The 22491-nt window shown below is 66.8% G+C and carries 24 protein-coding genes and 1 tRNA gene; 13 read left to right on the top strand and 12 right to left on the bottom strand.

Annotation, left to right across the window (positions count from 1 at the left end):
* Positions 1 to 13: 13 nt before the first annotated feature.
* Positions 14 to 1342 (bottom strand): DUF4032 domain-containing protein, encoded by a 1329-nt coding sequence (locus tag E3T49_RS07540; protein WP_134424350.1) that lies wholly within the window; start codon positions 1340 to 1342, stop codon positions 14 to 16.
* Between the two features lie 91 nt (positions 1343 to 1433).
* Positions 1434 to 2531: an ABC transporter ATP-binding protein gene (locus E3T49_RS07535; protein ID WP_134424349.1), complete on the bottom strand. Its 1098-nt coding sequence runs from the start codon at positions 2529 to 2531 to the stop codon at positions 1434 to 1436.
* Positions 2532 to 2785: 254 nt separating this feature from the next.
* On the opposite strand from E3T49_RS07535, the gene E3T49_RS07530 reads away from it, so the two are divergent.
* Positions 2786 to 3700, top strand: coding sequence for a DsbA family protein (locus tag E3T49_RS07530; protein ID WP_134424348.1), 915 nt, complete (start codon positions 2786 to 2788; stop codon positions 3698 to 3700).
* A gap of 73 nt (positions 3701 to 3773) precedes the next feature.
* A tRNA-Thr gene (locus E3T49_RS07525) sits at positions 3774 to 3846 on the top strand.
* Between the two features lie 56 nt (positions 3847 to 3902).
* Here E3T49_RS07525 and E3T49_RS07520 read toward each other — a convergent pair.
* Complete coding sequence (locus E3T49_RS07520) at positions 3903 to 4451, bottom strand: nitroreductase family protein (RefSeq protein ID WP_134424347.1); 549 nt, start codon at positions 4449 to 4451, stop codon at positions 3903 to 3905.
* A 3-nt stretch (positions 4452 to 4454) separates the two neighbouring features.
* Positions 4455 to 4856, bottom strand: a complete 402-nt coding sequence (gene msrB, locus E3T49_RS07515; protein ID WP_134424346.1) for a peptide-methionine (R)-S-oxide reductase MsrB — start codon at positions 4854 to 4856, stop codon at positions 4455 to 4457.
* Between the two features lie 189 nt (positions 4857 to 5045).
* On the opposite strand from msrB, the gene E3T49_RS07510 reads away from it, so the two are divergent.
* The 5 genes from E3T49_RS07510 (at position 5046) to groL (ending at position 9355) form a co-directional block, all read left to right on the top strand.
* Positions 5046 to 5345, top strand: a complete 300-nt coding sequence (locus tag E3T49_RS07510; RefSeq protein ID WP_134424345.1) for a DUF3263 domain-containing protein — start codon at positions 5046 to 5048, stop codon at positions 5343 to 5345.
* A gap of 63 nt (positions 5346 to 5408) precedes the next feature.
* On the top strand, positions 5409 to 5990 hold the full coding sequence (locus tag E3T49_RS07505; RefSeq protein ID WP_134424344.1) for a LytR C-terminal domain-containing protein: 582 nt from the start codon (positions 5409 to 5411) through the stop codon (positions 5988 to 5990).
* Positions 5991 to 6201: 211 nt separating this feature from the next.
* Positions 6202 to 6405, top strand: a complete 204-nt coding sequence (locus tag E3T49_RS07500; protein WP_134362230.1) for a cold-shock protein — start codon at positions 6202 to 6204, stop codon at positions 6403 to 6405.
* 351 nt (positions 6406 to 6756) lie between these two features.
* The gene (locus E3T49_RS07495; RefSeq protein WP_166785493.1) at positions 6757 to 7617 is read left to right on the top strand and encodes a DUF3048 domain-containing protein; all 861 of its coding nucleotides are present in this window, start codon (positions 6757 to 6759) and stop codon (positions 7615 to 7617) included.
* A 118-nt stretch (positions 7618 to 7735) separates the two neighbouring features.
* Complete coding sequence (gene groL, locus E3T49_RS07490) at positions 7736 to 9355, top strand: chaperonin GroEL (protein ID WP_134362228.1); 1620 nt, start codon at positions 7736 to 7738, stop codon at positions 9353 to 9355.
* 73 nt (positions 9356 to 9428) lie between these two features.
* On the opposite strand, the gene E3T49_RS07485 is transcribed toward groL, so the two are convergent.
* The 3 genes from E3T49_RS07485 to E3T49_RS07475 all read right to left on the bottom strand — a co-directional run bounded on the left by E3T49_RS07485 (position 9429) and on the right by E3T49_RS07475 (position 12333).
* The gene (locus E3T49_RS07485; protein WP_134424342.1) at positions 9429 to 9719 is read right to left on the bottom strand and encodes a WXG100 family type VII secretion target; all 291 of its coding nucleotides are present in this window, start codon (positions 9717 to 9719) and stop codon (positions 9429 to 9431) included.
* Between the two features lie 161 nt (positions 9720 to 9880).
* Positions 9881 to 11608, bottom strand: a complete 1728-nt coding sequence (locus E3T49_RS07480; RefSeq protein WP_134424341.1) for a sensor histidine kinase — start codon at positions 11606 to 11608, stop codon at positions 9881 to 9883.
* A gap of 32 nt (positions 11609 to 11640) precedes the next feature.
* Positions 11641 to 12333, bottom strand: a complete 693-nt coding sequence (locus E3T49_RS07475; protein ID WP_134369100.1) for a response regulator transcription factor — start codon at positions 12331 to 12333, stop codon at positions 11641 to 11643.
* Between the two features lie 108 nt (positions 12334 to 12441).
* On the opposite strand from E3T49_RS07475, the gene E3T49_RS07470 reads away from it, so the two are divergent.
* From E3T49_RS07470 to E3T49_RS07460, 3 genes are read left to right on the top strand one after another with little or no spacing between them, the layout of a single operon-like run.
* The gene (locus E3T49_RS07470) at positions 12442 to 13686 is read left to right on the top strand and encodes an NAD(P)/FAD-dependent oxidoreductase (protein WP_134424340.1); all 1245 of its coding nucleotides are present in this window, start codon (positions 12442 to 12444) and stop codon (positions 13684 to 13686) included.
* Positions 13687 to 13696: 10 nt separating this feature from the next.
* On the top strand, positions 13697 to 14605 hold the full coding sequence (gene folP, locus E3T49_RS07465) for a dihydropteroate synthase (protein WP_134424339.1): 909 nt from the start codon (positions 13697 to 13699) through the stop codon (positions 14603 to 14605).
* 2 nt (positions 14606 to 14607) lie between these two features.
* Positions 14608 to 15321, top strand: a complete 714-nt coding sequence (locus E3T49_RS07460; RefSeq protein WP_134424338.1) for a pyrimidine reductase family protein — start codon at positions 14608 to 14610, stop codon at positions 15319 to 15321.
* A 34-nt stretch (positions 15322 to 15355) separates the two neighbouring features.
* On the opposite strand, the gene E3T49_RS07455 is transcribed toward E3T49_RS07460, so the two are convergent.
* The 3 genes from E3T49_RS07455 to E3T49_RS07445 are packed head-to-tail and all read right to left on the bottom strand — an operon-like array spanning position 15356 to position 19195.
* Complete coding sequence (locus E3T49_RS07455) at positions 15356 to 17011, bottom strand: DNA repair helicase XPB (RefSeq protein ID WP_134424337.1); 1656 nt, start codon at positions 17009 to 17011, stop codon at positions 15356 to 15358.
* Between the two features lie 43 nt (positions 17012 to 17054).
* Positions 17055 to 18917, bottom strand: a complete 1863-nt coding sequence (locus tag E3T49_RS07450; protein ID WP_134424336.1) for a helicase-associated domain-containing protein — start codon at positions 18915 to 18917, stop codon at positions 17055 to 17057.
* 2 nt (positions 18918 to 18919) lie between these two features.
* Positions 18920 to 19195, bottom strand: a complete 276-nt coding sequence (locus tag E3T49_RS07445) for a hypothetical protein (RefSeq protein ID WP_134424335.1) — start codon at positions 19193 to 19195, stop codon at positions 18920 to 18922.
* 93 nt (positions 19196 to 19288) lie between these two features.
* Between E3T49_RS07445 and E3T49_RS07440 the strand changes: the two genes are divergently transcribed.
* Together E3T49_RS07440 and E3T49_RS07435 are read left to right on the top strand one after the other, a co-directional pair.
* Positions 19289 to 19669: a cold-shock protein gene (locus tag E3T49_RS07440; RefSeq protein WP_134424334.1), complete on the top strand. Its 381-nt coding sequence runs from the start codon at positions 19289 to 19291 to the stop codon at positions 19667 to 19669.
* Entirely contained in the window at positions 19662 to 20240 is a 579-nt protein-coding gene (locus E3T49_RS07435) for a DUF3027 domain-containing protein (protein WP_134424333.1), read from the top strand. Before E3T49_RS07440 ends, E3T49_RS07435 begins: the two co-directional genes overlap by 8 nt.
* On the opposite strand, the gene E3T49_RS07430 is transcribed toward E3T49_RS07435, so the two are convergent.
* Both E3T49_RS07430 and serC read right to left on the bottom strand, forming a co-directional pair.
* Complete coding sequence (locus E3T49_RS07430; protein ID WP_134424332.1) at positions 20237 to 20470, bottom strand: DUF2530 domain-containing protein; 234 nt, start codon at positions 20468 to 20470, stop codon at positions 20237 to 20239. The genes E3T49_RS07435 and E3T49_RS07430 overlap by 4 nt on opposite strands.
* A gap of 5 nt (positions 20471 to 20475) precedes the next feature.
* Positions 20476 to 21594 carry a phosphoserine transaminase gene (gene serC, locus E3T49_RS07425; protein ID WP_134424331.1) on the bottom strand — a complete coding sequence of 373 codons (1119 nt, stop codon included), beginning with the start codon at positions 21592 to 21594 and terminating at the stop codon, positions 20476 to 20478.
* Between the two features lie 73 nt (positions 21595 to 21667).
* Here serC and E3T49_RS07420 point away from each other — a divergent pair, with 73 nt between their 5' ends.
* Positions 21668 to 22375 (top strand): iron-dependent transcriptional repressor DtxR, encoded by a 708-nt coding sequence (locus tag E3T49_RS07420; protein WP_134424330.1) that lies wholly within the window; start codon positions 21668 to 21670, stop codon positions 22373 to 22375.
* Positions 22376 to 22491 lie beyond the last annotated feature (116 nt).

The following is a 22491-nucleotide window of genomic DNA, read 5'->3' as shown; positions in this document are numbered from 1 at the left end:
GAGTGGCCGGTGACTAGACTTTGAGGCGCCAGTCGGCCTCATCGTCGGCGGCCGACTCGGCCGCGTCCGCCAGGGCAGCGGTGTCATCGTCGGTCACGTCGATCGGAATGGTGATCTCACCGGTGACCGGCTCGATCACGGTGGCCTCGTCGCGGCGGTGCCGCAGAACATCCTTGACGTAGGAGGTCACTGCCTCGGCCAGCGGGATGTCCCGGGACTGGTTCTGGGCCATGAACCAGCGGTGGTCGAGCAGCTGGTGGAAGATCTCCGCCGGTTCGAGCTTGCCCTTGAGGTCGCGGGGGATGGCCCGGATCACGGGTTCGAAGACGCGCACCAGCCATTCGTGCGCCAGCATCTCCTCGTCGGCCTCCGGGTCACCATACGAGACCCGGTAGGAGTCGAGGTCGTTGAGCAGCCGCCGGGCCTGGTTCTCCTCGGCGTCGAGCCCCGTGAGGCGCAGTAGCCGGCGCTGGTGGTGGCCGGCGTCGACGACCTTCGGCTGGATCCGCACTGTCGTGCCCGTGTTGTCGGTCTTGATGGCGAGTTCCTCGATGTCGAAACCGAGGTCGTTCAGGCGTTCCACGCGTTCCGTGATGCGCCAGCGCTCGGAACTGGAGAACGACTCCGAACCGGTCAGCTCCTTCCAGAGCAGACGGTAGGCGGCGACGATTCCGTTGCTGACCCGGATGGGATCGAGTTCGTCAGCCGCCCGTCCGCCGGCTTCGAGGTCCATCAGTTCGCCGGCGATGTTGACGCGTGCGATCTCCAGGTCATTCTCGCGCTGGCCGTTGGACAGGCCGCCCGGGTAGAGCTGCCCGGTCTCTGCGTCGACCAGGTATGCGGCGAAGGCGCCGGCGTCGCGGCGGAAGAGCGTATTGGAGAGCGAGACATCTCCCCAGAACAGGCCCGCCATGTGCACGCGCACGAGTAACAGGGCGAGGGCGTCGACCAGGCGGGTGGCAGTGTCCGGGCGGAGTGTTTGCGAGTACAGGGCGCGATAGGGCAGCGAGAACTTGAGGTGCCGGGTGACCAGCACGGAGTTCAACGGCTCGGCGTCGTCGTTGGTGCGGTTGGTGATGACGGCGAGAGGTTCGACGCAGGGGATTTCGAGGCCCTGGAGGGTGCGGAGCATTTCATACTCGCGCTTGGCCATCTCGCTGGTGGTCTCCTTGATGGCGACGACACGACCGCTCAAATGTGCGAAGCGCACCAGGTGGCGCGAGATTCCCTTGGGCAGGGCCGCGATGTTCTCGTTAGGCCAGGCGTCGAGCGGGAGGTGCCAGGGAAGGTCAAGCAGGGCTGGGTCGGCCGTGGCCGACGTGATGTTGAGAGAACCGCTCATGATTTGAGTTTACCGGTGGACTCCCGGCCCGGGGAACGACAAAACGGCCGGACGGAGCAAGCTCCATCCGGCCGTTCGACTGGGTCGCAGACTAGTCGGCGACTGCTCCACCGAGGCGGAGGCCGGTCTCGGCGTCGAAGACGTGCATGTGGTGCGGCGTCGGGGTCAGGTAGACGGTGTCGCCGGCGGACGGGTGTGAACGGCCGTCGACGCGAGCGACGATGTCGGTGCGCTTTCCTTCGACCGTGGAGTGGCCGTAGAGGTAACCGTCGGCGCCGAGCTCCTCGACGAGGTCGACGGCAACTTCGAGGCCCTCTCCGTGCGTGGTGGACAGGTGGATGTCCTCCGGGCGCACGCCGATCGTGACCTTGGGGCCGGTGGAGCCGGCCAGGGTATCACGGGGAACGGGGATCGTTGCCGTGCCGAACTTGATGCCACCGTCGACGGTGTCGGCCAGGAAGAGGTTCATGGCCGGGCTGCCGATGAATCCGGCAACGAAGACGTTGTTCGGCTTCGAGTACAGGTCGCGCGGGGTGCCGACCTGCTGCAGCACGCCGTCCTTGAGCACCGCGATCCGGTCGCCCATGGTGAGCGCTTCGGTCTGGTCGTGAGTCACGTAGACCGTGGTGACGCCGAGGCGGCGCTGCAACGAGGCGATCTGGGTGCGGGTCTGCACGCGGAGCTTGGCGTCAAGGTTCGACAGCGGCTCGTCCATGAGGAACACCTGGGGCTGACGCACGATGGCACGTCCCATGGCGACGCGCTGACGCTGACCACCGGAGAGCGCCTTCGGCTTGCGGCTGAGGTAGGGCTCGAGGTCGAGCAGCTTGGCTGCCTCGAGAACGCGGGTGGCGCGCTCGTCCTTGTTGACGCCGGCGATCTTGAGCGCGAAGCCCATGTTCTCCGCAACGGTCATGTGGGGATAGAGCGCGTAGTTCTGGAAGACCATGGCGATGTCGCGGTCTTTCGGCGGGACATCCGTCACGTTGCGCTCACCGATGAAGATGTTGCCGTCGTTGACCTCTTCGAGACCGGCGAGCATGCGCAGGGACGTGGACTTGCCGCAGCCCGACGGGCCGACCAGCACGAGGAACTCGCCGTCGGCAACCGACAGGTCGAGCTTGTCAACGGCGGGAATGGCGGAACCCGGGTAGAGGCGGGTCGCCTTGTCGAACGTGACTGAAGCCATGGTTGTTTTCTCCTTCACCGGCAGGTACGTGCCGGACGATCCGTTGTGATGGGTTACTACGCCCGTAGCGCGTCATGTGCTGCGGGTCAACTCCCTCAGTATGTCATGTCGGGGGAACAGCCCGTCTGCGAGAAACGCTGTCTCCGGTGCGCCGGCCGGGCTCGTCTGGACGTTTCCCAGAAAGGGGACCTACTATTTGGGAGGCATTCGCAAAAGGCTTGCCTCTGCACATACCTATTTCGGAGCGAGCATTCATGACTATTGGCGGATCGGGCGATGGCCGTCCCACTAAGAATCATCGACGCGACGCCGTACGCACCAAAGCCAAACGGATCCGCGAAGAGCAGAAGAAGAAGGACCGCCGTAACCGGGTCGTCCTTCGGGGCGGGATCGCAGCGGCCGGTGTGGCCGTCGTCGCCGTGATCGCCCTGGTCATCATCAATTCGATTCCCCCGGTAGGCCCGGGGCCGGCGAATATGGCCAGTGACGGCGTGCTGATCGGCGAGGGGATGACGCCGGTCGTCACCACAGCGCTTCAACCCGACGCCAAGCCGATCCCGTCTGAACCGGACGCTACCGGCACCGTTGCCGACATTCGCATCTACTCCGATTACCTGTGCCCGTTCTGCAGCCAGTTCGAGACCGCGAACAGCGAGCAGATCAGCCAGTGGGTCACATCGGGCGCGGCGACCGTGGAGATCCACCCGGTGTCGATCCTGACCCACAAGTCGTCCGGATCCAAGTATTCGCTGCGGGCCGCGAACGCCGCGGCCTGCGTCGCGAACTACGCCCCCAAGGACTTCTACGCCTTCAACGCCATCCTCTTCGAAGAGCAGCCGGAGGAGGGAACCGTCGGGCACGACGATGCGGCCATCAAGGGCCTGGTGAAGAAGGCGGGCGTGAGTTCGGCGGTGCCGAAGATCAATGAGTGCATTGACGACACGACCTTCAAGTCCTGGGTGATCGCCTCCACCGACCGTGCCGTTTCCGGACCGCTTCCGAACACGGAGGTCGAGGCCATCACGGGAACGCCCACCGTTCTTGTCAACGGCAAGCAGTACGTCGGCGCCCTCGACGACCCCAAGGAATTCGCTGCCTTCGTATTGCAGGCGGCCGGGGAGACCTACTCCACCTCGACGCCGACTCCAGAACCGGCACCGGCGGGTTGATCCCTGCCGGGGAGTGGCCCCACGGGCTACTTTCGTCATTTAGGATGGTGTGTCGAGGCGGCATTCGCCTCATGCCGGCCTGGCGCAATTGGTAGCGCACCACTCTTGTAAAGTGGGGGTTACGGGTTCAAGTCCCGTGGCCGGCCCTGACGTTTGTAATGGACAGGTCTCTTCGGGCCGAGCTCAGAGCTCGCTGAGATAGTCAGAGCTCGCTGAGATAATCCGAGGGGTTGATGGTCTGGCGCACTCCCGGCCGGCAATCGATCGGCACGCCTCCGACGTAGAGCCACCCCAGGAGCTCCTCGGATTCGCGGAGCCTCTGAACACGACGCACGGGTTCTGAGCGGGTGAGCGGCCCCGTGCGCCACATCACGCCCCAGCCTTGATCCGTCAGGAGGAGGCTGAGCATGTGTCCGACACCGGCTGCAACGGCATCCTGTTCCCAGGCGGCCACGGAATCGCTCTCGCGTCGGCTCACGACGATGGCAATGAGAAGTTCGGCACGCAGGGGCTTGGCGGCGAGTTTGGCAGCCTCGGTCCCGGTCAGGCCGGCGGCCTCCACCAGCGCCTCGCCCAGACGGAGTCGAGCGTCACCGCGTACCTCGATCAGTCGCCAGGGACGCAGGGCTCCGTGGTCGGCGACCCGGGCCGCGATGCTCACCAGTGGCAGCAATTCCTCGTGGGTCGGCGCCTGGGCGGTCACCTTGGAGTGGGACCGTCGCCGTCCGACCGCATCGAGGACCGCAGACAACGCTTACTCGACCGGCTTGAAGTTGAGCGAGATGGAGTTCATGCAATAACGGTCGCCGGTGGGTGTGCCGAATCCGTCGTCGAAGACATGTCCCAGGTGCGAGCCGCAATTCGCGCAGCGCACCTCGGTGCGCACGACACCCAGCGTGCGGTCCTCGAGCAGCTCGACCGCCTCGGGGCGCACCGACTCGTAAAAGCTCGGCCAGCCGCAACCGGAGTCGAACTTCGTGCCGCTCTTGAACAGCTCGGCATTGCAGGCCCCGCAGGTGTAGATCCCGGAGCGACCCTCATCGAGCAGCTCACCGGTCCAGGCGCGCTCGGTCGCGGCACCGCGGAGAACGGCGTACTGCTCGGGGCTCAGTTCCGCGCGCCACTGCGCATCCGACTTTTCGACCTCGTAGTCCATGTTCCGTCCTTCCTGCACGGCCGGGGAGCGGCCGAAATCTGTACGTACCAACAATAAACTCACCGCACCGCGCCAGTATTCCTCGATCCGGAAGCGCACCGCCGCACAGCGAGCGAACCGCGCGTACCGCGGACTCAGCGAGTGCGGAGGCCCGGGCAAATAGACTGGCGGAGACAAGGGAGGTGGCAGATGGACGGGGTATCCGTTCCTGATCCGACTCCTGACCCGTCAGCGCCGGCCGCGCTGGCCGCCCACGAACAGTCGATCCTGGCTTTCGAACGCCGATGGTGGAAGCACGCGGGCGCGAAGGAGCAGGCGATCCGGGCCGAGTTCGGCCTCTCGGCCGCCCGGTATTATCAGTTGCTGGGAGTTGTGATCGATTCTCCGCTCGCGCTGGCCTACGACCCGATGCTGGTGAAACGCTTGCAACGGATGCGTGAAGCCCGGTCGAACGCACGGGCCGACCGGTCGCTGCGCCCCGCCGATTGACACCCTGACCAGCATGCTGCCTCCATTGAGATCCAGCTCCAAGAGGATTGACACAGCCTGACGATGCCGACTTCCTACGAGAAAGACCGCTTCGACCACCTCCCGCATGACCTGGCCCGGGTGGGCGCTCACCGCGCCCCCGGTAAGAAGGGACGCGGCTGGATCGGTTTCTGGTGGGCACTCGGAGCCACCGTGGTGCTGGTCGGTGCCGGAGTCTTCGGGCTGGCCATGCTGAACAACAACCTTGACTTCGAGCTCCCGGGCGCGACCACCGCGGCGAGCACCGCCGAGACCAGTGACCCGGCCAGCCCCGCAGAAGCCCCCGCGCCTGCTCCTGCTCCTGCCGCAACGGTGGACCCCAGCCTGACCGTGACCGTGCTGAACGGAACGGCGGGTGACGGCGTCGCTCGGGCAGTGGGTGACCTCCTCGAGACCGAAGGCTGGACGCTCGGCGAACTCGACAATGCGAGCACGGAAGACGTACCGACCACGATCGTCTACTACGCCGACGAGACACTGGAAGGCGCGGCTCGCGGCGTCGCCGCCTCTCTTCCCGGATCAGATGTGTTGCTCTCCAGCGACTTCGCCGATTCCGCGGCCTCTTTGACGGTCGTCGTCGGCAACGACTACGAGCCCGCCGAATAAGCCTCACCTATACGTCCGGGGCCTGCACGTCAACCCCCTGTTGTTCTCTCGCAGCTTCCGTAGGTTTGACATTGGTCGCTCATTCGCCCGTCCTGACGTTCTCGTAAGAGGCGTATTCCACTGGTCGGGCGTAATGGACGCAGTAACTGCGCCAGGCCCGGTACGGCCAGCGGGCGCGTGTCGACGAATTCAAAGCAACAGGGAGTTACACATGGCGAACGGAACCGTCAAATGGTTCAACGCTGAAAAGGGTTTCGGCTTCATCACTGTCGATGGAGGTGGCCAGGACGTCTTCGTGCATTACTCGGCCATCGATATGCACGGCTACAAGGTTCTCGAAGAAGGACAGCATGTCATCTTCGAACTGGGTACCGGGGCGAAGGGGCCCCAGGCAGAATCGGTTCGTCCGGTCTGACCCAGCGGGGGGAGGCGGCGGCGACACCATCCGGTGTCAGGCGTTGCAGTTCGAACAGCATTTCGGGATTGCGCTCCAGGTTCACAGACGCGGTGTTGAAGCCGGGTTAGTGTGTGGTGCGTGACATCGAAAAACGTGACAGCGACTACTGTGACTCATCCGCAGCGACGTCGTACGGCACCGTCAGTCCGGTCCTTCCGGAGTGTCGGTGCCGTACTGCTGTCCTCTGTCCTGCTTCTCACCGCATGCGCCGGGGTCGGTGATGCGCCACAACCGTCGGCCAGCGCTCCGAGCGACTCTTCCTACGATGCTCCCGCGGTCCTGGACGTCGCCCCGCTGCGGGGAACGAGCGTGGTTGCCGGCAGCCTGCAGAATCCGGCTCTCGCCGCGAAGATCGACAACCATGAACAGGCCAGGCCGCAGCTCGCTCTGGAACGCACCGACCTCGTGTTCGAAGAACTCGTCGAGGGTGGCCTGACCCGGTACGTCGCCGTCTGGCAGTCGGACATTCCCGAATTGGTTGGCCCCGTGCGCTCGATCCGACCGATGGACCCCGACATCGTCGCGCCCTTCGGCGGAATCATCGCCTACTCGGGCGGGCAGCAGCAGTTCATCGACATGATGGAGGCGACCGAAGTGGTCAACGCGGCCTTCGACACCGATGACACCGGCCTCTTCGCCCGCGCGGACGAGAGGCAGGCCCCGCACGACGTCATCCTGCAGGCGTCCGAATTGGTGGACCGCAACTCCACCCTGCCGCCGCCGCCGCAACAGTTCTCCTACGCCGCGACCGCCCAGGGCTCTTCCGCCGCCGTCGACGGTGTGCCCGTCTCGGCGATCGACTCCACATTCTCCGCTTCCCGCTGGCCGAGCTGGACCTGGGACGCGGCCAGCGCCGCCTTTCTTCGCTCGCAGGAGGGTGCCCCCGACCTCGACTCCACCGGTGCGCAGCTGCGGGCCACCAACGTGGTGGTTCTCCGTGTCGCCATTGACGACCGCTTCCCCGACGTTCCCCAGACGACCATGATCGGATCGGGCGAGGCCTGGGTTGCGTCCGGCGGCAAGTCCCTGCACGCGGTCTGGTCCAAGGCCGACCAGACTGCGCCCATCCGTCTGGTCGATGACTTCGGGGTGGCGGTTCGACTCGCCGCCGGCAACACCTGGATCGAGCTGGTCCCCGCGGACCGCGGCTCGGTCGTGCTCGTGCCGTAGCCCCTGTCGTTCACTTGCACTCTCGACCCCAGAGTGCCAGAATCGATTTGGCACTCTCTCTGTTTGAGTGCCAACCCATCACCGTTTTGGTAACGTCCGGGAGGGACGAGAAACACATATGGCAAAGATCATTGCTTTCAACGAAGAGGCCCGTCGCGGCCTTGAGCGTGGCCTGAACATCCTCGCTGACACTGTCAAGGTCACCCTCGGCCCGCGCGGACGTAACGTGGTGCTGGAGAAGAAGTGGGGCGCCCCCACGATCACCAACGACGGCGTGTCCATCGCCAAGGAGATCGAGCTCGACGACCCGTACGAGAAGATCGGTGCCGAGCTCGTCAAAGAGGTCGCCAAGAAGACCGATGACGTCGCGGGCGACGGAACCACCACCGCCACCGTCCTGGCTCAGGCACTCGTCCGCGAAGGCCTGCGCAACGTCGCGGCCGGCGCAGACCCCATCAGCCTCAAGCGCGGCATCGAGAAGGCCACGGCTGCCGTGATCGCCGAGCTCATCGCCAATGCCAAAGAGGTCGAGACCAAGGAAGAGATCGCGGCCACCGCGTCCATCTCCGCCGGAGACGCCGAAATCGGCGCCATCATCGCCGAAGCCATCGACAAGGTCGGCAAGGAGGGTGTCGTCACCGTCGAGGAGTCGAACACTCTCGGCACCGAGCTGGAGCTCACCGAGGGCATGCGCTTCGACAAGGGATTCCTGTCGGCGTACTTCGTGACCGACCCCGACCGTCAGGAAGCGGTCTTCGAAGACCCCTACATCCTGATCGTCAACTCCAAGGTCTCCAACATCAAGGACCTGCTCCCCATTGTGGACAAGGTCATCCAGACCGGCAAGCAGCTCCTCATCATCGCCGAGGACGTCGACGGCGAGGCCCTGGCCACGCTCGTCGTGAACAAGATCCGCGGAATCTTCAAGTCGGTCGCCGTCAAGGCTCCCGGCTTCGGTGACCGTCGCAAGGCGCAGCTGCAGGACATCGCCATCCTCACCGGTGGACAGGTCATCAGCGAAGAGGTCGGCCTCAAGCTCGAGAACGTCACGCTCGACCTTCTCGGCAACGCCCGCAAGATCGTCATCACCAAGGACGAGACCACCATCGTCGAAGGTGCCGGCGACCCCGAGGCGATCGCCGGACGTGTTCAGCAGATCCGCAGCGAGATCGAGAACACCGACAGCGACTACGACCGCGAGAAGCTCCAGGAGCGTCTCGCCAAGCTCGCCGGCGGCGTTGCCGTCATCAAGGCCGGCGCCGCGACGGAGGTTGAACTCAAGGAGCGCAAGCACCGTATCGAGGACGCCGTCCGTAACGCGAAGGCTGCCGTCGAAGAGGGCATCGTCGCCGGTGGTGGCGTTGCACTGATCCAGGCCGGCAAGACCGCGTTCGAGAAGCTCGAACTGGTCGGCGACGAGGCAACGGGCGCGAACATCGTCAAGGTTGCCATCGACGCTCCGCTCAAGCAGATCGCCCTCAACGCCGGCATGGAGCCGGGCGTTGTCGCCGACAAGGTGCGCAACCTGCCGATCGGTTGGGGCCTCAACGCCGCGACCGGTGAGTACGTCGACATGCTCGCCGCCGGAATCAATGACCCGGTGAAGGTCACCCGCTCCGCGCTGCTCAACGCAGCGTCGATCGCCGGGCTGTTCCTCACCACCGAGGCCGTTGTCGCCGACAAGCCCGAGAAGAACCCGGCTCCGGCCGGCGACCAGGGCGGCGGAATGGACTTCTAAGTCCACACCGCTTCACCGCTTCACAACACAGGGCGTCTCCTTCGGGAGGCGCCCTGTGTCGTTTCTGCCGCGGTCAGCGCAGGAAGAGGCGTGCGTTGGCCTGCTCGATCTCCGCGTAATGCTGACCGGCCTGGTTCAGGGCCAGGTTGAGGGCCTCTGCGCTCTGTGCCACCTGCTGCTGGGTGGCCCGCCAGTCTGTGACGGCCGTCTGGAACGCGGTCGCCGCCTGCCCCGTCCATGACCCTTCCAGAGCGGTCAGCTGGGTGATCAGCCCGGCTACTTCACTCTGGATGCGTGCGATCGACGCACGGGCCATGGCGGTGGTGTGGAGCACGGCTTCACTGTCGACCTGGTAGCGGGTCATGGGGAGTCCTTTCGGCTGAGGGTGTGCCGATCAGACTACGAGCCGGCGTGCACCGGGGCCGGGGAGGGAGCCGCTCCGTTGCTCTTACGGTGCCGCACCCTGCTGGGGAGGAACGCCAACGGGCCTGCTCGTCGATGATCGTCACGGAGTGACGACCCACGCTACGGGGTGGTGGCAGGAGTGACGCGCTGGGGTGCGCTCGGGGAGCAGGCCAGCGGGAACCAGACCCGGAAGGTCGCGCCGCCGCCGGGGGTGTCGACGACCTGTACCGTGCCGTTGTGGCTGGCCACGATCGAGGCGACGATGGCCAGGCCGAGGCCGCTGCCGCCGGTCTCGCGGGCTCGGGAGGTGTCGGCGCGCCAGAACCGCTGGAAGATCTTGTCGCGGATCTGAGGTGGGATGCCCTCGCCGTGGTCGATGATGGCGATGGACGCCCGCTGGTTGCGGCGGTCCACGGCGACCTCGAGTTCCACCGGGCTGTCGGCCGGGCTGAACCGCAGCGCGTTGCCCATCAGGTTCGTGATGACCTGACGGATCTTATTCTCCTCGGCCATGACCACGGCCTGCACGGTGGCCGGTTCGCTGACGGGCGCCGCTTCCGGTGCAGGGGCCGGGACATCCGTCTTGCGGGGCTTGCGGGTGCGCAGCCGGGCCAGGGTGGCGCCGGCGAAGGAGACGGAGCCGTTCGTCGGATGGGACGTTTCCGGGGGCTTCTCGGCGGGCTTCGGTCCCGTGGCGGACGCCGCGGGAACCTCGCCCGTGGAATGCGCGAGATCGATGGCCGGGCGTTCGACGGTGTCCTCGAACTCGGCCGGAATGGGCGTGATGACCGTGATGGTGCGCCCGGGGGAGGAGGCCATGGCGTCGAGCGCCGCATCGCGGGCGAGGGGCATCAGGTCGACCGGCGCGAGGGCGAGCGGCTTCGTCTCATCGAGCCGGGCCAGCTCCAGCAGGTCTTCGACCAGCCCGCCCATGCGAATCGCTTCCTTCTCGATGCGCTCCATGGCCTGCGCGATCTCCTCGGGCGACTGCAGGGCACCCATCCGGTAGAGCTCGGCGTAGCCGCGCACCGAGACGAGGGGCGTGCGCAACTCGTGGCTGGCGTCACCGACGAAGCGCCGCATCTGATCGATCGTGCGGGCGCGGTCCTTGAAGAGGCGGTCGATGCGACTCAGCATGGTGTTCAGGGACCGGTTGAGACGCCCGACCTCGGTATTGGGTGTGGCGCCGCCGAGACGCTGGCTGAAGTCGCCGTCGGCGATGGCGGCGGCCGTGCGCTCAACCTCGCGCAGCGGAGCGAAGGTGGAGGTGACCAGGAGCCGGGTGAGCAGGGCCCCGACGAGCACGACGCCGAGGCCGAACCCCAGGAAAATGGTGAGATAGGTGGCCATGGTGTTCTCGGTCGGTTTCAACGAGACAGCCATGACGAGCGTTCCGAGAGTTCCCTGCGGGGAGATCACGAGGGGGACGGCCACCGCGAGGAACTCGGTGTCATGAGCCGCGTCCTCCAGCGTCATCGTGCGGCCGTCGAGTTCCATCACGGTTTGCAGGTCGAGCGAGCCGGTCACATGCGGGAGCTCGTCGCGGGGGTGATCACGCCACGTATGGTCCTTGAGATGACCGTGCTCATCGTAGAGGGCGACGTAATAATCAGACGACACCACCGCCGTGGTGCCCTGACCGAGGGCCGCCGCCGAGTAGCTGTTCGAGGCGGACTGGGCGTCGACCTGAAGCTGGGAGTCAACCTGCTGGATCACATACTGGCGAAGCATGGCCATGGTGCCGATACCGGAGACGAGGAGTCCGAGGGTCAGCATCAGAACCGTGACACCCGTGATCTTGGATCGCAGGGAAACGCGGCTCCACCGCTCCGTAAGTGACTGATGCATCAGGCCTCCCAGTCTATGGGCGCTGCCTGAGACTAAGCCTTGGCGGCCTTGAGCATGTAGCCGAAGCCGCGCTTCGTCTGGATCAGGGGTTCTGTCGAGTGCGCGTCCACCTTGCGGCGGAGGTAGGAGATGTAGGACTCCACGATGCCGGCGTCCCCGTTGAAGTCGTACTCCCACACGTGGTCCAGGATCTGGGCCTTGGACAACACCCGGTTCGGGTTCAGCATCAGATAGCGGAGCAGCTTGAATTCGGTGGGGCTGAGTTCGATGGGTGCCTCGCCGACGAGGACCTCATGGGTGTCCTGATCCATGGTGAGTTCGCCGGCCCGGATGACGGCGTCTTCGTCGGCGTGCATGGTACGGCGCAGGATTGCCTTGATCCGGGCGACGATCTCGTCCAGGCTGAACGGCTTGGTGACGTAGTCGTCACCGCCGACCGTCAGGCCGGTGATCTTGTCTTCCGTGTCGTCTTTCGCCGTGAGGAAGAGGATGGGGGCGGTGTAGCCCGCCGACCGCAGGCGTTTGGTCACCCCGAAGCCGTTCATGTCGGGCAGCATGACATCGAGGATGATGAGGTCGGGTTCTTCCTCGAGCACGGCGGAGATCGCCTGGGCGCCGTTGCCGACGGCGCGAACGGCGAAACCGGCGAAGCGAAGGCTGGTGGTGAGGAGGTCCCGGATGTTGGGCTCGTCGTCGACAATAAGGATGCGGGGGCCGTCAGTCATGACCCTAGTATCTGCGCGTTAGCTGGAAGTTCACTGAAAAGGACCGGTGCGTGCCGAGGTGGGTAGATTGGTGGGCGAATCAGGCCGCGGCGGCGTTGGGAGACCAGGATGCGCGTTCCTACCTTTGTGATCGTGGGCGCCGGCCTGGCCGGCGCCCGGGCGGCTGAGGCCATCCGTTCCGAAGGGTTTGACGGCGGCATCGTTCTGCTCGCCGGGGAGAACGAGTTCCCGTATGCGCGACCGCCCCTGTCCAAGGATTACCTGGCCGGGACGTCCGCCCGGGACACGATCGACGTGCACCCGGCCGAGTGGTATCGGGACCGCGGCATCGATGTGCGGCTGGGCAACCGGGTGACCGGCCTGGCCCTCGACACCCACGAGGTGAACCTGGGGGAGGGCCGGTCGGTGCGCTACGACAAGCTGCTCCTGGCCACCGGCGCGTCGTCCCGGCGCTTCCCCGGCCCGGGTGCCGCACTGGACGGTGTGCACCATCTGCGCACGGTCGGCGAGTCGCAGGCGCTGCGGGCCGACGTCGAGGCAGGTACTCGGCAGGTGGTGATCATCGGAGCAGGCTGGATCGGCCTGGAGGTCGCTGCGGCCGCCCGGGGGTACGGGAACGCCGTCACGGTCCTCGGCCGGGAGAGCACGCCCCTGGCGGCCGTGGTCGGCGCCGAGGTCGGATCCGTGTTCGCCGAGTTGCACCGCGTGAACGGTGTCGAACTGCGGATGGGCACCCGCCCCGTGGACCTCACCGGGGCGTCGGGCCGGGTCACGGGTGTGGTGCTCAGCACCGGTGAGATCGTTCCGGCCGACGTTGTCGTGGTGGGCATCGGTGCCGTGCCGAACACGGAGCTGGCCCGGGACGCAGGCCTGGCGGTCGACGACGGCATCGTCGTCGACGCGGCGTTCAGGTCGATCGACCCGGACGTCTACGCGGTGGGCGACGTCGCATCCGTCTTCCACCCGGCGCTCCGGCATAACCTGCGCATCGAACACTGGGACAACGCCGAGCGGGCCGGCGCGGCCGCCGGGCGGTCCATGCTCGATCAGGCGATCAGTTACGACGCCATTCCGTACTTCTACACCGACCAGTTCGATCTCGGGATGGAATACTCGGGGTACCGCAGCCGGGCGCGGGATGCCGAGGTGGTGTTCCGCGGCGACCGGGCCGGCCGGGAGTTCATGGCCTTCTGGGTGGCCGACGGGCAGGTCGTCGCAGGCCTGAACGTGAACGTGTGGAACGTCAACGAGACCGTGCAGCGCTTCATCCGGACCGGGGTTCGGGTCGACGCGTCCCGGCTCGCGGATGAGAGCATTGCACTCGACGAACTACTCGCCGGTGCACCCGATTGAAGGACCTGACATGGACAACGCGATCACCCGGCCCGGCCCGTCGCTGCCTGAGCTGATCCATCCGAAACGACTGATCGGCGGGCGGATGTTCGATTTCTCCCGCGAAGTCGCCGTGATGGCCATCGTCAACCGCACGCCGGACTCGTTCTACGACAAGGGTGCGACCTTCGCCCTCGATCAGGCCGTGAACGCTGCCCGGCGCGCGATCTCCGACGGAGCCGACTGGGTCGACATCGGCGGTGCGAAATTCGCGCCCGGCCCGGCGATCCCGATCGAGGAGGAGATCGACCGGGTCGTGCCGGTGATCGAGGCACTCCGCGGTTCAGGCGTCGTCATCTCCGTCGACACGTTTCATCCGGCCGTGGCACGGGCGAGCCTGGCGGCCGGCGCCCACGTGATCAACGACACGACGGGGGTGCACGATCCGGCCATGGCCGACGTCGTCGCCGACAGCGACGCCACCCTCGTGATCACCCACAGTCTCGCGCCGCCGCGGACGCCCTGGCCGGCGCCGGCCTACGGTGACGTCGTGGACGAGGTCGGGGCGTTCCTGCGGGAACGGGTCCAGCTGGCGCTCGGACGCGGCGTGCCGGCATCCCGCATCATCGTCGACCCGGGACACGACCTCAACAAGAACACCCGCCATTCGCTCGAGCTGACGCGGAGGCTCGCCGAGATCACTGCGCTCGGCTACCCGACACTCGTCGCGGTGTCGAACAAGGACTTCATCGGGGAGACGCTGAACCGCGAACGCGGGGACCGGGTGGAGGGATCGCTCGCCGCCGCCGTGTTCAGCATCGTGCAGGGAGCCCGGATCGTGCGGATGCACAATGTGAGCGCCGCGGTCGACGCCGTGCGGATGACCGAGGCGATGCTGGGCTTCCGTGAACCGGCGTACCTGCGCCACAACCTGGCCTGACGATGCTGGATCGTGACGAGCTGCTCAGCCGCTATTCGGTGCCCGACCGGAGCGTGCCGCACCTGCGGGTGAATTTCATCGCGAGCCTCGACGGCGCGGCCACCCGGGCGGGGGTGAGCGGCGGGCTCGGGAACGCCGACGACAAGCTCGTCTTCGACACCCTGCGGATGCTGGCCGACGTGATCGTGGTCGGGGCGGGCACGGTGCGCGCCGAAGGGTACGGCGGCATCCGCCTCGAGCCTGCGGATGCGGCCTGGCGGGTTGCCGCCGGACTCGGCGCCCAGCCGCCGGTCGCGGTGGTGTCCTCGCGGCTGGACCTCGACCCGTCGCATCCGCTCTTCGCCGACGCCGCGGTGCGCCCACTCGTGCTGACGCACGCAGCGTCCCCGCCGCAGCGTCGCCGCGACCTGGCCGAGGTGGCCGACGTGGTGGTCTGCGGGGAGGATGCCGTGGACCCGCATCGAATGGTGGCGGCGCTGGCCGATCGCGGCCTGGTGCAGGTGCTCTGCGAGGGCGGGCCGCACCTGTTCGGCGCACTGATCGAGGCCGGCTGCGTCGACGAGCTGTGCCTGACCGTCAGCCCGGTGCTCGAGGGAGGCCCGGCCGGGCGGATCGCCTCGGGCGCAGCCGGCGCCACCCGGACGATGACCCTGCTGCACGTGCTGACCGACGGAGACATGCTCTTCCTGCGCTACGCCCGCCGCGTCGCCTCCTGACGCACGCCCCGTCACCGGCCCGTGCGTGACGGGGCTAGACGGCTACGGTCTGCGCGTCGAGGTTCTGGGAATCGAGGATCGTGTAGGAGTAGCCCTGCTCGGCGAGGAACCGCTGGCGGTTCTGGGCGAAGTCCTGGTCGACGGTGTCGCGGGCCACGAGCGTGTAGAAATTCGCGGACAGGCCGGACTCCTTGGGGCGCAGCAGGCGTCCCAGACGCTGAGCCTCCTCCTGGCGCGAGCCGAACGAACCCGACACCTGGATGGCGACGGTCGCCTCCGGCAGGTCGACCGAGAAGTTGGCGACCTTCGACACGACGAGCAGGTTCTCCTCACCGATTCGGAACGCCTGGTAGAGGCGTTCGCGTTCATCGACCGGGGTCGCGCCCGTGAGCTTGGGAGCGTTGAGGGCGTCGGCGAGCTCGTCGATCTGGTCGAGGTACTGGCCGATCACGAGGATGCGTTCGCCGGGATGTTTGGCCACCAACCGCTTCACGACGTCGAGCTTGGCGGGAGCGGTCGCGGCCATTCGGTAGCGTTCGTCATCGGCGGCGGCGGCGTAGCTGAGACGCTCGGATTGCGGCAGGTCGATCCGCACCTCGTAGCAGGAGGCCGGGGAGATGAAGCCCTGGGCCTCGATTTCCTTCCACGGAGCGTCGAACCGCTTGGGACCGATCAGGCTGAAGACGTCGCCCTCGCGGCCGTCCTCGCGCACCAGGGTGGCGGTGAGCCCGAGGCGACGGCGGGCCTGCAGCTCCGCGGTGAGCTTGAACACGGGCGCCGGCAGCAGATGCACCTCGTCGTAGATCACCAGCCCCCAGTCCATCGCGTCGAGAAGTTCCAGGTGCGCGTACTCGCCCTTCCGCTTCGCGGTGAGAATCTGGTACGTGGCGATCGTGACCGGCTTGACCTCCTTGACCTGGCCGGAGTACTCGCCGATCTCGTCCGGCGTGAGCGTCGTTCGCTTGAGCAGCTCGTCGCGCCACTGGCGGGCCGAGACGGTGTTGGTGACGAGGATGAGCGTGTTGGTCTTGGCAGTGGCCATGGCCCCCGCGCCGACCAGGGTCTTGCCGGCCCCACAGGGCAGCACGACCACGCCGGAACCGCCGTCGAAGAAACTGGAGACCGCCTTGTTCTGGTAGTCCCGGAGGGCCCAGCCGTCTTCCTTGAGGGCGATCGGATGCGGCGTGCCCGGCGTGTACCCGGCGAGGTCCTCGGCGGGCCAGCCGAGTTTCACCAGTTCCTGCTTGAGCTGGCCGCGGGCCCACGGCTCGACCAGGAACGAATCCGGTGACGGATGCCCGATCAGGAGGGGGGCGATGCGCCGTGCGCCGGCGATCTCGGTGAGCACGGCCTCATCGTTGCTCTGCAGGATGAGCTGACCTTCGGCGTCGCGCTCGATCACGAGTCGACCGTAGCGGCCGACCGTCTCGGTGATGTCCACGCTGACGGTCTGCGGGATCGCGAATTTCGAGTACTTCTCGAGCGTGGCCAGCATGTTGGACGCGTCATGCCCGGCGGCGCGGGCATTCCACAGGCCGAGCCGGGTGATCCGGTAGGTGTGGATGTGCTCGGGGGCACGCTCCAACTCGGCGAAAACGGCCAGATCGTGGCGCGCATCCTCGGCGAGAGGGTGCGCGACTTCGAGCAGAACCGTGCGGTCACTTTGGACGATCAGTGGGCCATCAGACATAGCCGTCAATCCTACGCCCGGTCGTCGTGAAGCCTCGCACCGCTTACGGAGCCGGCGTGATGCTGATGATGCTGGACAGGGGAAGGGTGCGCTCGATGTCGGCACGGCGGTCCCGGGCCCGGAAGCGTCCGCCGCCCACGCTGGCCGGTTCGAGGAGGTAGTCGACCACGACGCCGCCGGGCATCGCGATGCTGACGACGACGGTCTGTTTCGCCTTGATGGCCGAGTCGAGCTGGCGGGCGAGCCAGGCATCCGCGGCCTGGCCCTCTCCGCCATCGGCGGCCCGCAACTTCTCGACCAGAGCGATGGCCGGGTCGGGCGCGTCGACCGGCACGACCCGGGCCAGCTGGTGCCGGCGCAGGTGCACGATCTCGTGATCGGCGCCTTCGGCTGCGACGGGGTAGCGGGCGTCGCTCAGCGCCCAGAACACCACATCGGAGCTGAACCGGCTGGTCAGCCGGCTGCCCTCGGCGGCGATCAGCCCGAGGGAGGCGAGGGTCTGGTCCACGGCGATGGTGCTCAGCAGGGCGGCGTCGTCGGACTGCACATATGACTGGGCCGGGGCATCCGCCTTGTCGGCCGGGCCGACGCGCACCCGCCCGTAGCGACCGGCGGACTCCCGGATCAGGTAGTCGACCGGCTGCGGGATGCCGGTCAGCGACACCGTGCGCAGGAACTCCAGCAGGGACTCCGCGCTCTCCCCGGCGGCCAGGGCCCGGTTCACGGAGGTGGCGGTGATGCGGTAGCTGAGGGCGAGTTCCCGGCTCTCGACGTCGGCGAGCCCGCGGAGGCGGGTGTCGATCGAGGGGGCGAGCGGGCCGGGGGACACGATCGAGAGGTCGTTCTGCAGGTAGACGGCGCCACCGGTGGCCGGCAGTGAGGCCGACATCGTGGCGACGGCGCCTTCGAGGTCGCCGGCCAGCACCGCGGCTCCGGCCGTGCTCGTGGTCTGGTGGGCGGTGACGCCGATCAGTTCCGCGTCATCGGCGAACTCGGTGACCCGGTCATCCATCCATTGGCCGCCGGCCGGGTAGAGCCACGCCACGAAGCTGCGGAGTACGTCACCCCAGGACACGCCGGGCCGGTGGGCGAGGATTCCGCGCACATCCGGGGGCAGGGCCGAGTGCCAGGCTTCGGCGAGGGTCGCCCATCGGCGGGCGGTGCTTTCGAGCAGCCAGGCCTCGCCCGTCTCCGTCTCATTCCAGTAGCCCTCGGAGTGCGCGATCAGTTCCGCGCGCGCCGCCGTGGCCACGACGGAGGGCACGGCTTCGAGGTCCACGCCCATCACGGCGGCGAGGCGTTTGGTGTCGGGAAGGCCCAGTCCGCCTCTGCTGAGCTCGCGGGCCGGTTCGCGGGCGAGTTCGGTGACCAGTTCGGCGATCGACGACACTGCGGCGAAGGCGCGCTCGGCCGCGAGCCGGTCGGTGAACCGGGCGTCGGTGTTGTCGACGCTGGCCAACGCGGCGGGCGCCGGCGTGGACGCCAGCTCCAGCGCGTTCGGCAGGCCGAGTTCCGGCCAGGACAGCAGTTGCACGGTCACCGCGGAATACGGGCTGAAGCGTCCGTCGGCCAGGCGCGCCAGCATGAGCGCGTCGAGCTCGGCCGCTCGACCGGCCACCTCGGCCACATCCACGGGGGAGCCCGCCAGCGCGGAGAGGCGTTCGGCGAGATCGAACAGGGAGGGCGCGGCATCCGTGCCCTGACTGGACTCACCGGCGACCGCGAGGACCGCCAGCGTGGCCCGGTCGAGCCGCGCCAGCACCCGCTGGATTGCATCAGGCTCGAGGAGAGCCTCGGCCAGGTCGAAGAAATCACGGATGCCCGTCGCCGAGACTGCGCGGAGGTCGATCGTGCGACGCAGCGCTGCGTCATCCAGCGCCCGAAGGCGCGAAGCGAGAGTGAGCATTGCTACTCCTTATTCTGTCGTGCCTCACGAGCGCGACGCATGCCGGTCATCACCATGAGGACGATGATCAGCACGAATCCGAGAGGCAATCCAAACAGCGGCAAAGCAAGCACCGCCGGCCAGACCCCCTGGCCGAAACCGTTGTCCGCCCCTGCGCCGACTGCCGTGCCGATGATGACGGCGAAGAACGCGAGGATGGACGCACCCACCACACCCGCAACCATGTAAGCAAGGATGCGTTCGAGCCGGCTCGCGGCGTGTGGAGTTTGATTGGTCACAGACTCAAGGATACGGGGCGGGAACCGGTAGGACCGAATAGGCTGGGTGTGGTCGGCGCGTATTCCGCGTGCCCGGAATGCAGCGAGGTCCAGATGCCCACCGGCAAGGTCAAGTTCTACGACGAGGAGAAGGGTTTCGGCTTCATCACGTCAGATGAGGGCCATGAGGTCTTTCTCCACGCTTCTGCACTGCCCGCCGGCGTTTCGGTCAAGGCGGGAACGAAGCTTGAATTCGGCATCGCCGACGGCAAACGGGGCGCCCAGGCACTGTCCGTTCGCATCCTCGAGGCGCCACCGAGCCTGGTCAAACTCAGCCGCAAGCCGGCTGACGACATGGCCATCATCATCGAGGACCTGGTGAAGGTGCTCGACGGCATCGGGGCGAGCCTGCGCCGCGGCCGCTACCCCGACAGCGCCCACAGTCACAAGATCGCGGCCATGCTGCGCAAGGTCGCGGAGGAACTCGATGCGTGAGGCGATAGCTGATCAGCGCCTGCTGGCCGCCGTCGACCAGGCGCGCGCCGCGCTCCTCGAAATCACGCCCGCCGACACCGTCGGCGAGCCCCTCGGCCACATCGTCGAAGGTGAACAGCTGCTCTCGCTGCTCTTCGATTGCAACCTGACGGGGTACCCCGGATGGCGCTGGACGGTGACCCTGGCCCGCGTCGGCGATGCCGAGCCCACTGTGCTCGAAGCCGAGCTCACCCCGGGCGACGACGCGCTGATCGCGCCCGAATGGGTGCCCTGGTCTGACCGTCTGGCCGATTACCGCACCGCGCAGGAGCTGGCGGCGGCCGTGGCCGCGGCGGAAGCCCTGGACGTTGACGACGATGACGACGACGAGTCCGACGACGATGACGACGAGTCTGACGACGACGACGACGACGAGTCTGACGACGACGACGAGTCCGATGATGATGATGACGACGACGACGAGTCTGATGATGACGACGACGAGTCGGACAGCGACCCCCTCGCTCTCGAGGACGACGACTTCAACGACGACGACGACACGCTCGACGGGATCGACTCGGCGGAGGCCTAGCGGCGCCGGAGGGTCACCCAGGCCAGGCCGGCCACGCCGAGGCCCAGGCCGATGAGGGCAGCCCAGAGCCACCAGCCCACTCCCGCGGCGGCGAGTTCGCCGCGGAAGACGACCGCGAGAACAAGCGCCACGAGCCAGGCGGCGGAGCCCGCAAGGAAAGCCTTGCGGGCATCCGTTCGAGCCGGCAGCGGGTCTGGCCGACGCTCACTGTCTTTCAGCCAGAACCGCATGCGAGCTACTTGCCCAGGTTCTGCACCACGAACTCGATGGACGCGACCAGCTGGCGCACGTCGTCGGGTTCGATTGCGGTGAACGTGGCCACCCGCAACTGGTTGCGGCCGAGCTTGCGGTACGGCTCGGTGTCGGAGATCCCATTGGCGCGCAGTGTCTTGGCCACCGCGGCAGCATCGATCGCGTCGTCGAAGTCGATCGTCGCGACCACCTGAGACCGGTGTTCCGGGTTGACGACGTAGGGCGTCGCGAACGAGACGCTCTCGGCCCAGTCGTAAAGAACGGATGACGATTCACGGGTACGAGCGGACGCCCAGGCCAGGCCGCCGTTCTCGTTGATCCAGTCCAGCTGGTTCTCGATCAGCAGAAGGGTGGCAACGGCCGGCGTGTTCAGGGTCTGGTTGAGGCGCGAATTGTCGATCGCGTTCTTCAGGCTGAGGAACTCCGGAATGTAACGGCCGCTCGCGGCGATCTGCTCCACGCGCTCGATCGCGGCGGGGGAGAAGAGGGCCATCCACAACCCGCCGTCGGAGGCGAGGTTCTTCTGCGGGGCGAAGTAATAGACATCCGCCTGGTCAGCCTCGTAGTCGATCCCGGCCGCGGCACTGGTGGCGTCGATCACGGTGAGGGCGCCGGGGTCGGCGACCACCCGGGTGACCGGGGCCATGACGCCCGTCGAGGTCTCGTTCTGAGGCCAGGCGTAGACGTCGACGCCTTCCGTCACGACGAACTCGCTGCGCGAACCGGCCGGAGCCTTGACCACATCGGGCGCTTCGAGGAAGGGAGCGGCGGCGGCGGCGGCGAACTTGCCGCCGAACTCGCCGAAGACGAGGTTCTGGCTGCGTCGGAGAATAAGAGAGAAAGCGGCCGCATCCCAGAACGCGGTGGACCCGCCGTTGCCGATGATGACTTCATAGCCTTCAGGTGCGCGGAGCAGATCCGCGAGGCCGGTGCGCACGCGCCCGACCAGATTCTTAACGGGTGCTTGGCGATGGGAGGTGCCAATGATGCTCGTACCGAACTTAATGAGGTGATCGAGCTGTTCTTGACGGACTTTCGAAGGGCCGCAGCCGAATCGTCCATCTATGGGCAGAAGTTCCGGGGGAATTATCAGGTTCGACATACGGCGATTCTAATGGCCGCTGTCACGGCGATAAGGTTGGGCAGTACGTGGAGAGCCGAGAGGAAAGCTGGACATGACGGATCTGATCGACACCACCGAAATGTACCTCCGCACGATCCTGGACCTCGAAGAGGAGGACATCGTGCCCCTTCGTGCGCGCATCTCCGAGCGCCTCGGGCACTCCGGGCCCACGGTCTCCCAGACGGTGGCGCGGATGGAACGGGACGGCCTGGTGGTCGTCTCCGGTGACCGCCACCTCGAGTTGACCGTGGACGGGCGCAGCAAAGCGGTGCATGTCATGCGCAAGCACCGGCTGGCTGAACGCCTGCTCAGCGACGTGATCGGCCTCGAGTGGGAGTTCGTGCATGACGAAGCATGCCGCTGGGAGCATGTGATGAGCGAGCGCGTCGAGCGCAAGATTCTCGAAATTCTCGGTCACCCCACCGAGTCGCCGTACGGGAACCCGATCCCGGGGCTCGATGAGCTCGGCGACTCGCCGGCCATGGCTTTCATGGCCGGGGTCACCAGCCTCGTCGACCTCGTCGCCGGCGCAGACGCACCGGTCACCGCCGTCGTACGCCGCCTGGGCGAGCCGGTGCAGGTCGACCCTGAGCTGCTCGCCCAGCTGAAGGGCGCAGGGGTGATCCCGGGCGCCACCGGGGTGTTCTCCGCGGTCGGGTCCTATGTGCGAGTCCAGGTCAACGGCTTCGTTGACGGGCTGGAATTGCCGGGCGACGTGGCCGGCCACATCTTCGTGGCCACACCGTCGACATCCGCCTAGATTGCGCCTCCCGACTGCACGAGCCGACCGTGGTTTCGTTATCAATATGTTAGGGAAAATCTCGTTTCGAGTGACAAACGGCTGACCGTCACATAGTTTGGAAACGTCCCACAGGT

It is taken from the genome of Cryobacterium cryoconiti (assembly GCF_004403065.1).
Classification (GTDB): Bacteria; Actinomycetota; Actinomycetes; order Actinomycetales; family Microbacteriaceae; genus Cryobacterium; species Cryobacterium cryoconiti.
Note: the sequence above shows the minus strand (reverse complement) of the source record. Positions and strands in the feature narration are given on the sequence as shown.

Excerpts from the sequence above, each read along its gene's own strand:
- groL (WP_134362228.1), top strand. The coding sequence starts at position 7,736 with ATGGCAAAGATCATTGCTTTCAACGAAGAGGCCCGTCGCGGCCTTGAG.
- E3T49_RS07505 (WP_134424344.1), top strand. The coding sequence starts at position 5,409 with ATGCCGACTTCCTACGAGAAAGACCGCTTCGACCACCTCCCGCATGAC.
- E3T49_RS07500 (WP_134362230.1), top strand. The coding sequence starts at position 6,202 with ATGGCGAACGGAACCGTCAAATGGTTCAACGCTGAAAAGGGTTTCGGC.
- E3T49_RS07540 (WP_134424350.1), bottom strand. The coding sequence starts at position 1,342 with ATGAGCGGTTCTCTCAACATCACGTCGGCCACGGCCGACCCAGCCCTG.
- E3T49_RS07530 (WP_134424348.1), top strand. The coding sequence starts at position 2,786 with ATGACTATTGGCGGATCGGGCGATGGCCGTCCCACTAAGAATCATCGA.
- E3T49_RS07470 (WP_134424340.1), top strand. The coding sequence starts at position 12,442 with ATGCGCGTTCCTACCTTTGTGATCGTGGGCGCCGGCCTGGCCGGCGCC.
- E3T49_RS07480 (WP_134424341.1), bottom strand. The coding sequence starts at position 11,608 with ATGCATCAGTCACTTACGGAGCGGTGGAGCCGCGTTTCCCTGCGATCC.
- E3T49_RS07450 (WP_134424336.1), bottom strand. The coding sequence starts at position 18,917 with ATGCTCACTCTCGCTTCGCGCCTTCGGGCGCTGGATGACGCAGCGCTG.
- E3T49_RS07420 (WP_134424330.1), top strand. The coding sequence starts at position 21,668 with ATGACGGATCTGATCGACACCACCGAAATGTACCTCCGCACGATCCTG.
- E3T49_RS07460 (WP_134424338.1), top strand. The coding sequence starts at position 14,608 with ATGCTGGATCGTGACGAGCTGCTCAGCCGCTATTCGGTGCCCGACCGG.
- E3T49_RS07430 (WP_134424332.1), bottom strand. The coding sequence starts at position 20,470 with ATGCGGTTCTGGCTGAAAGACAGTGAGCGTCGGCCAGACCCGCTGCCG.
- E3T49_RS07485 (WP_134424342.1), bottom strand. The coding sequence starts at position 9,719 with ATGACCCGCTACCAGGTCGACAGTGAAGCCGTGCTCCACACCACCGCC.
- E3T49_RS07455 (WP_134424337.1), bottom strand. The coding sequence starts at position 17,011 with ATGTCTGATGGCCCACTGATCGTCCAAAGTGACCGCACGGTTCTGCTC.
- folP (WP_134424339.1), top strand. The coding sequence starts at position 13,697 with ATGGACAACGCGATCACCCGGCCCGGCCCGTCGCTGCCTGAGCTGATC.
- E3T49_RS07535 (WP_134424349.1), bottom strand. The coding sequence starts at position 2,531 with ATGGCTTCAGTCACGTTCGACAAGGCGACCCGCCTCTACCCGGGTTCC.
- E3T49_RS07475 (WP_134369100.1), bottom strand. The coding sequence starts at position 12,333 with ATGACTGACGGCCCCCGCATCCTTATTGTCGACGACGAGCCCAACATC.
- E3T49_RS07435 (WP_134424333.1), top strand. The coding sequence starts at position 19,662 with ATGCGTGAGGCGATAGCTGATCAGCGCCTGCTGGCCGCCGTCGACCAG.
- msrB (WP_134424346.1), bottom strand. The coding sequence starts at position 4,856 with ATGGACTACGAGGTCGAAAAGTCGGATGCGCAGTGGCGCGCGGAACTG.
- E3T49_RS07440 (WP_134424334.1), top strand. The coding sequence starts at position 19,289 with ATGCCCACCGGCAAGGTCAAGTTCTACGACGAGGAGAAGGGTTTCGGC.
- E3T49_RS07510 (WP_134424345.1), top strand. The coding sequence starts at position 5,046 with ATGGACGGGGTATCCGTTCCTGATCCGACTCCTGACCCGTCAGCGCCG.
- serC (WP_134424331.1), bottom strand. The coding sequence starts at position 21,594 with ATGTCGAACCTGATAATTCCCCCGGAACTTCTGCCCATAGATGGACGA.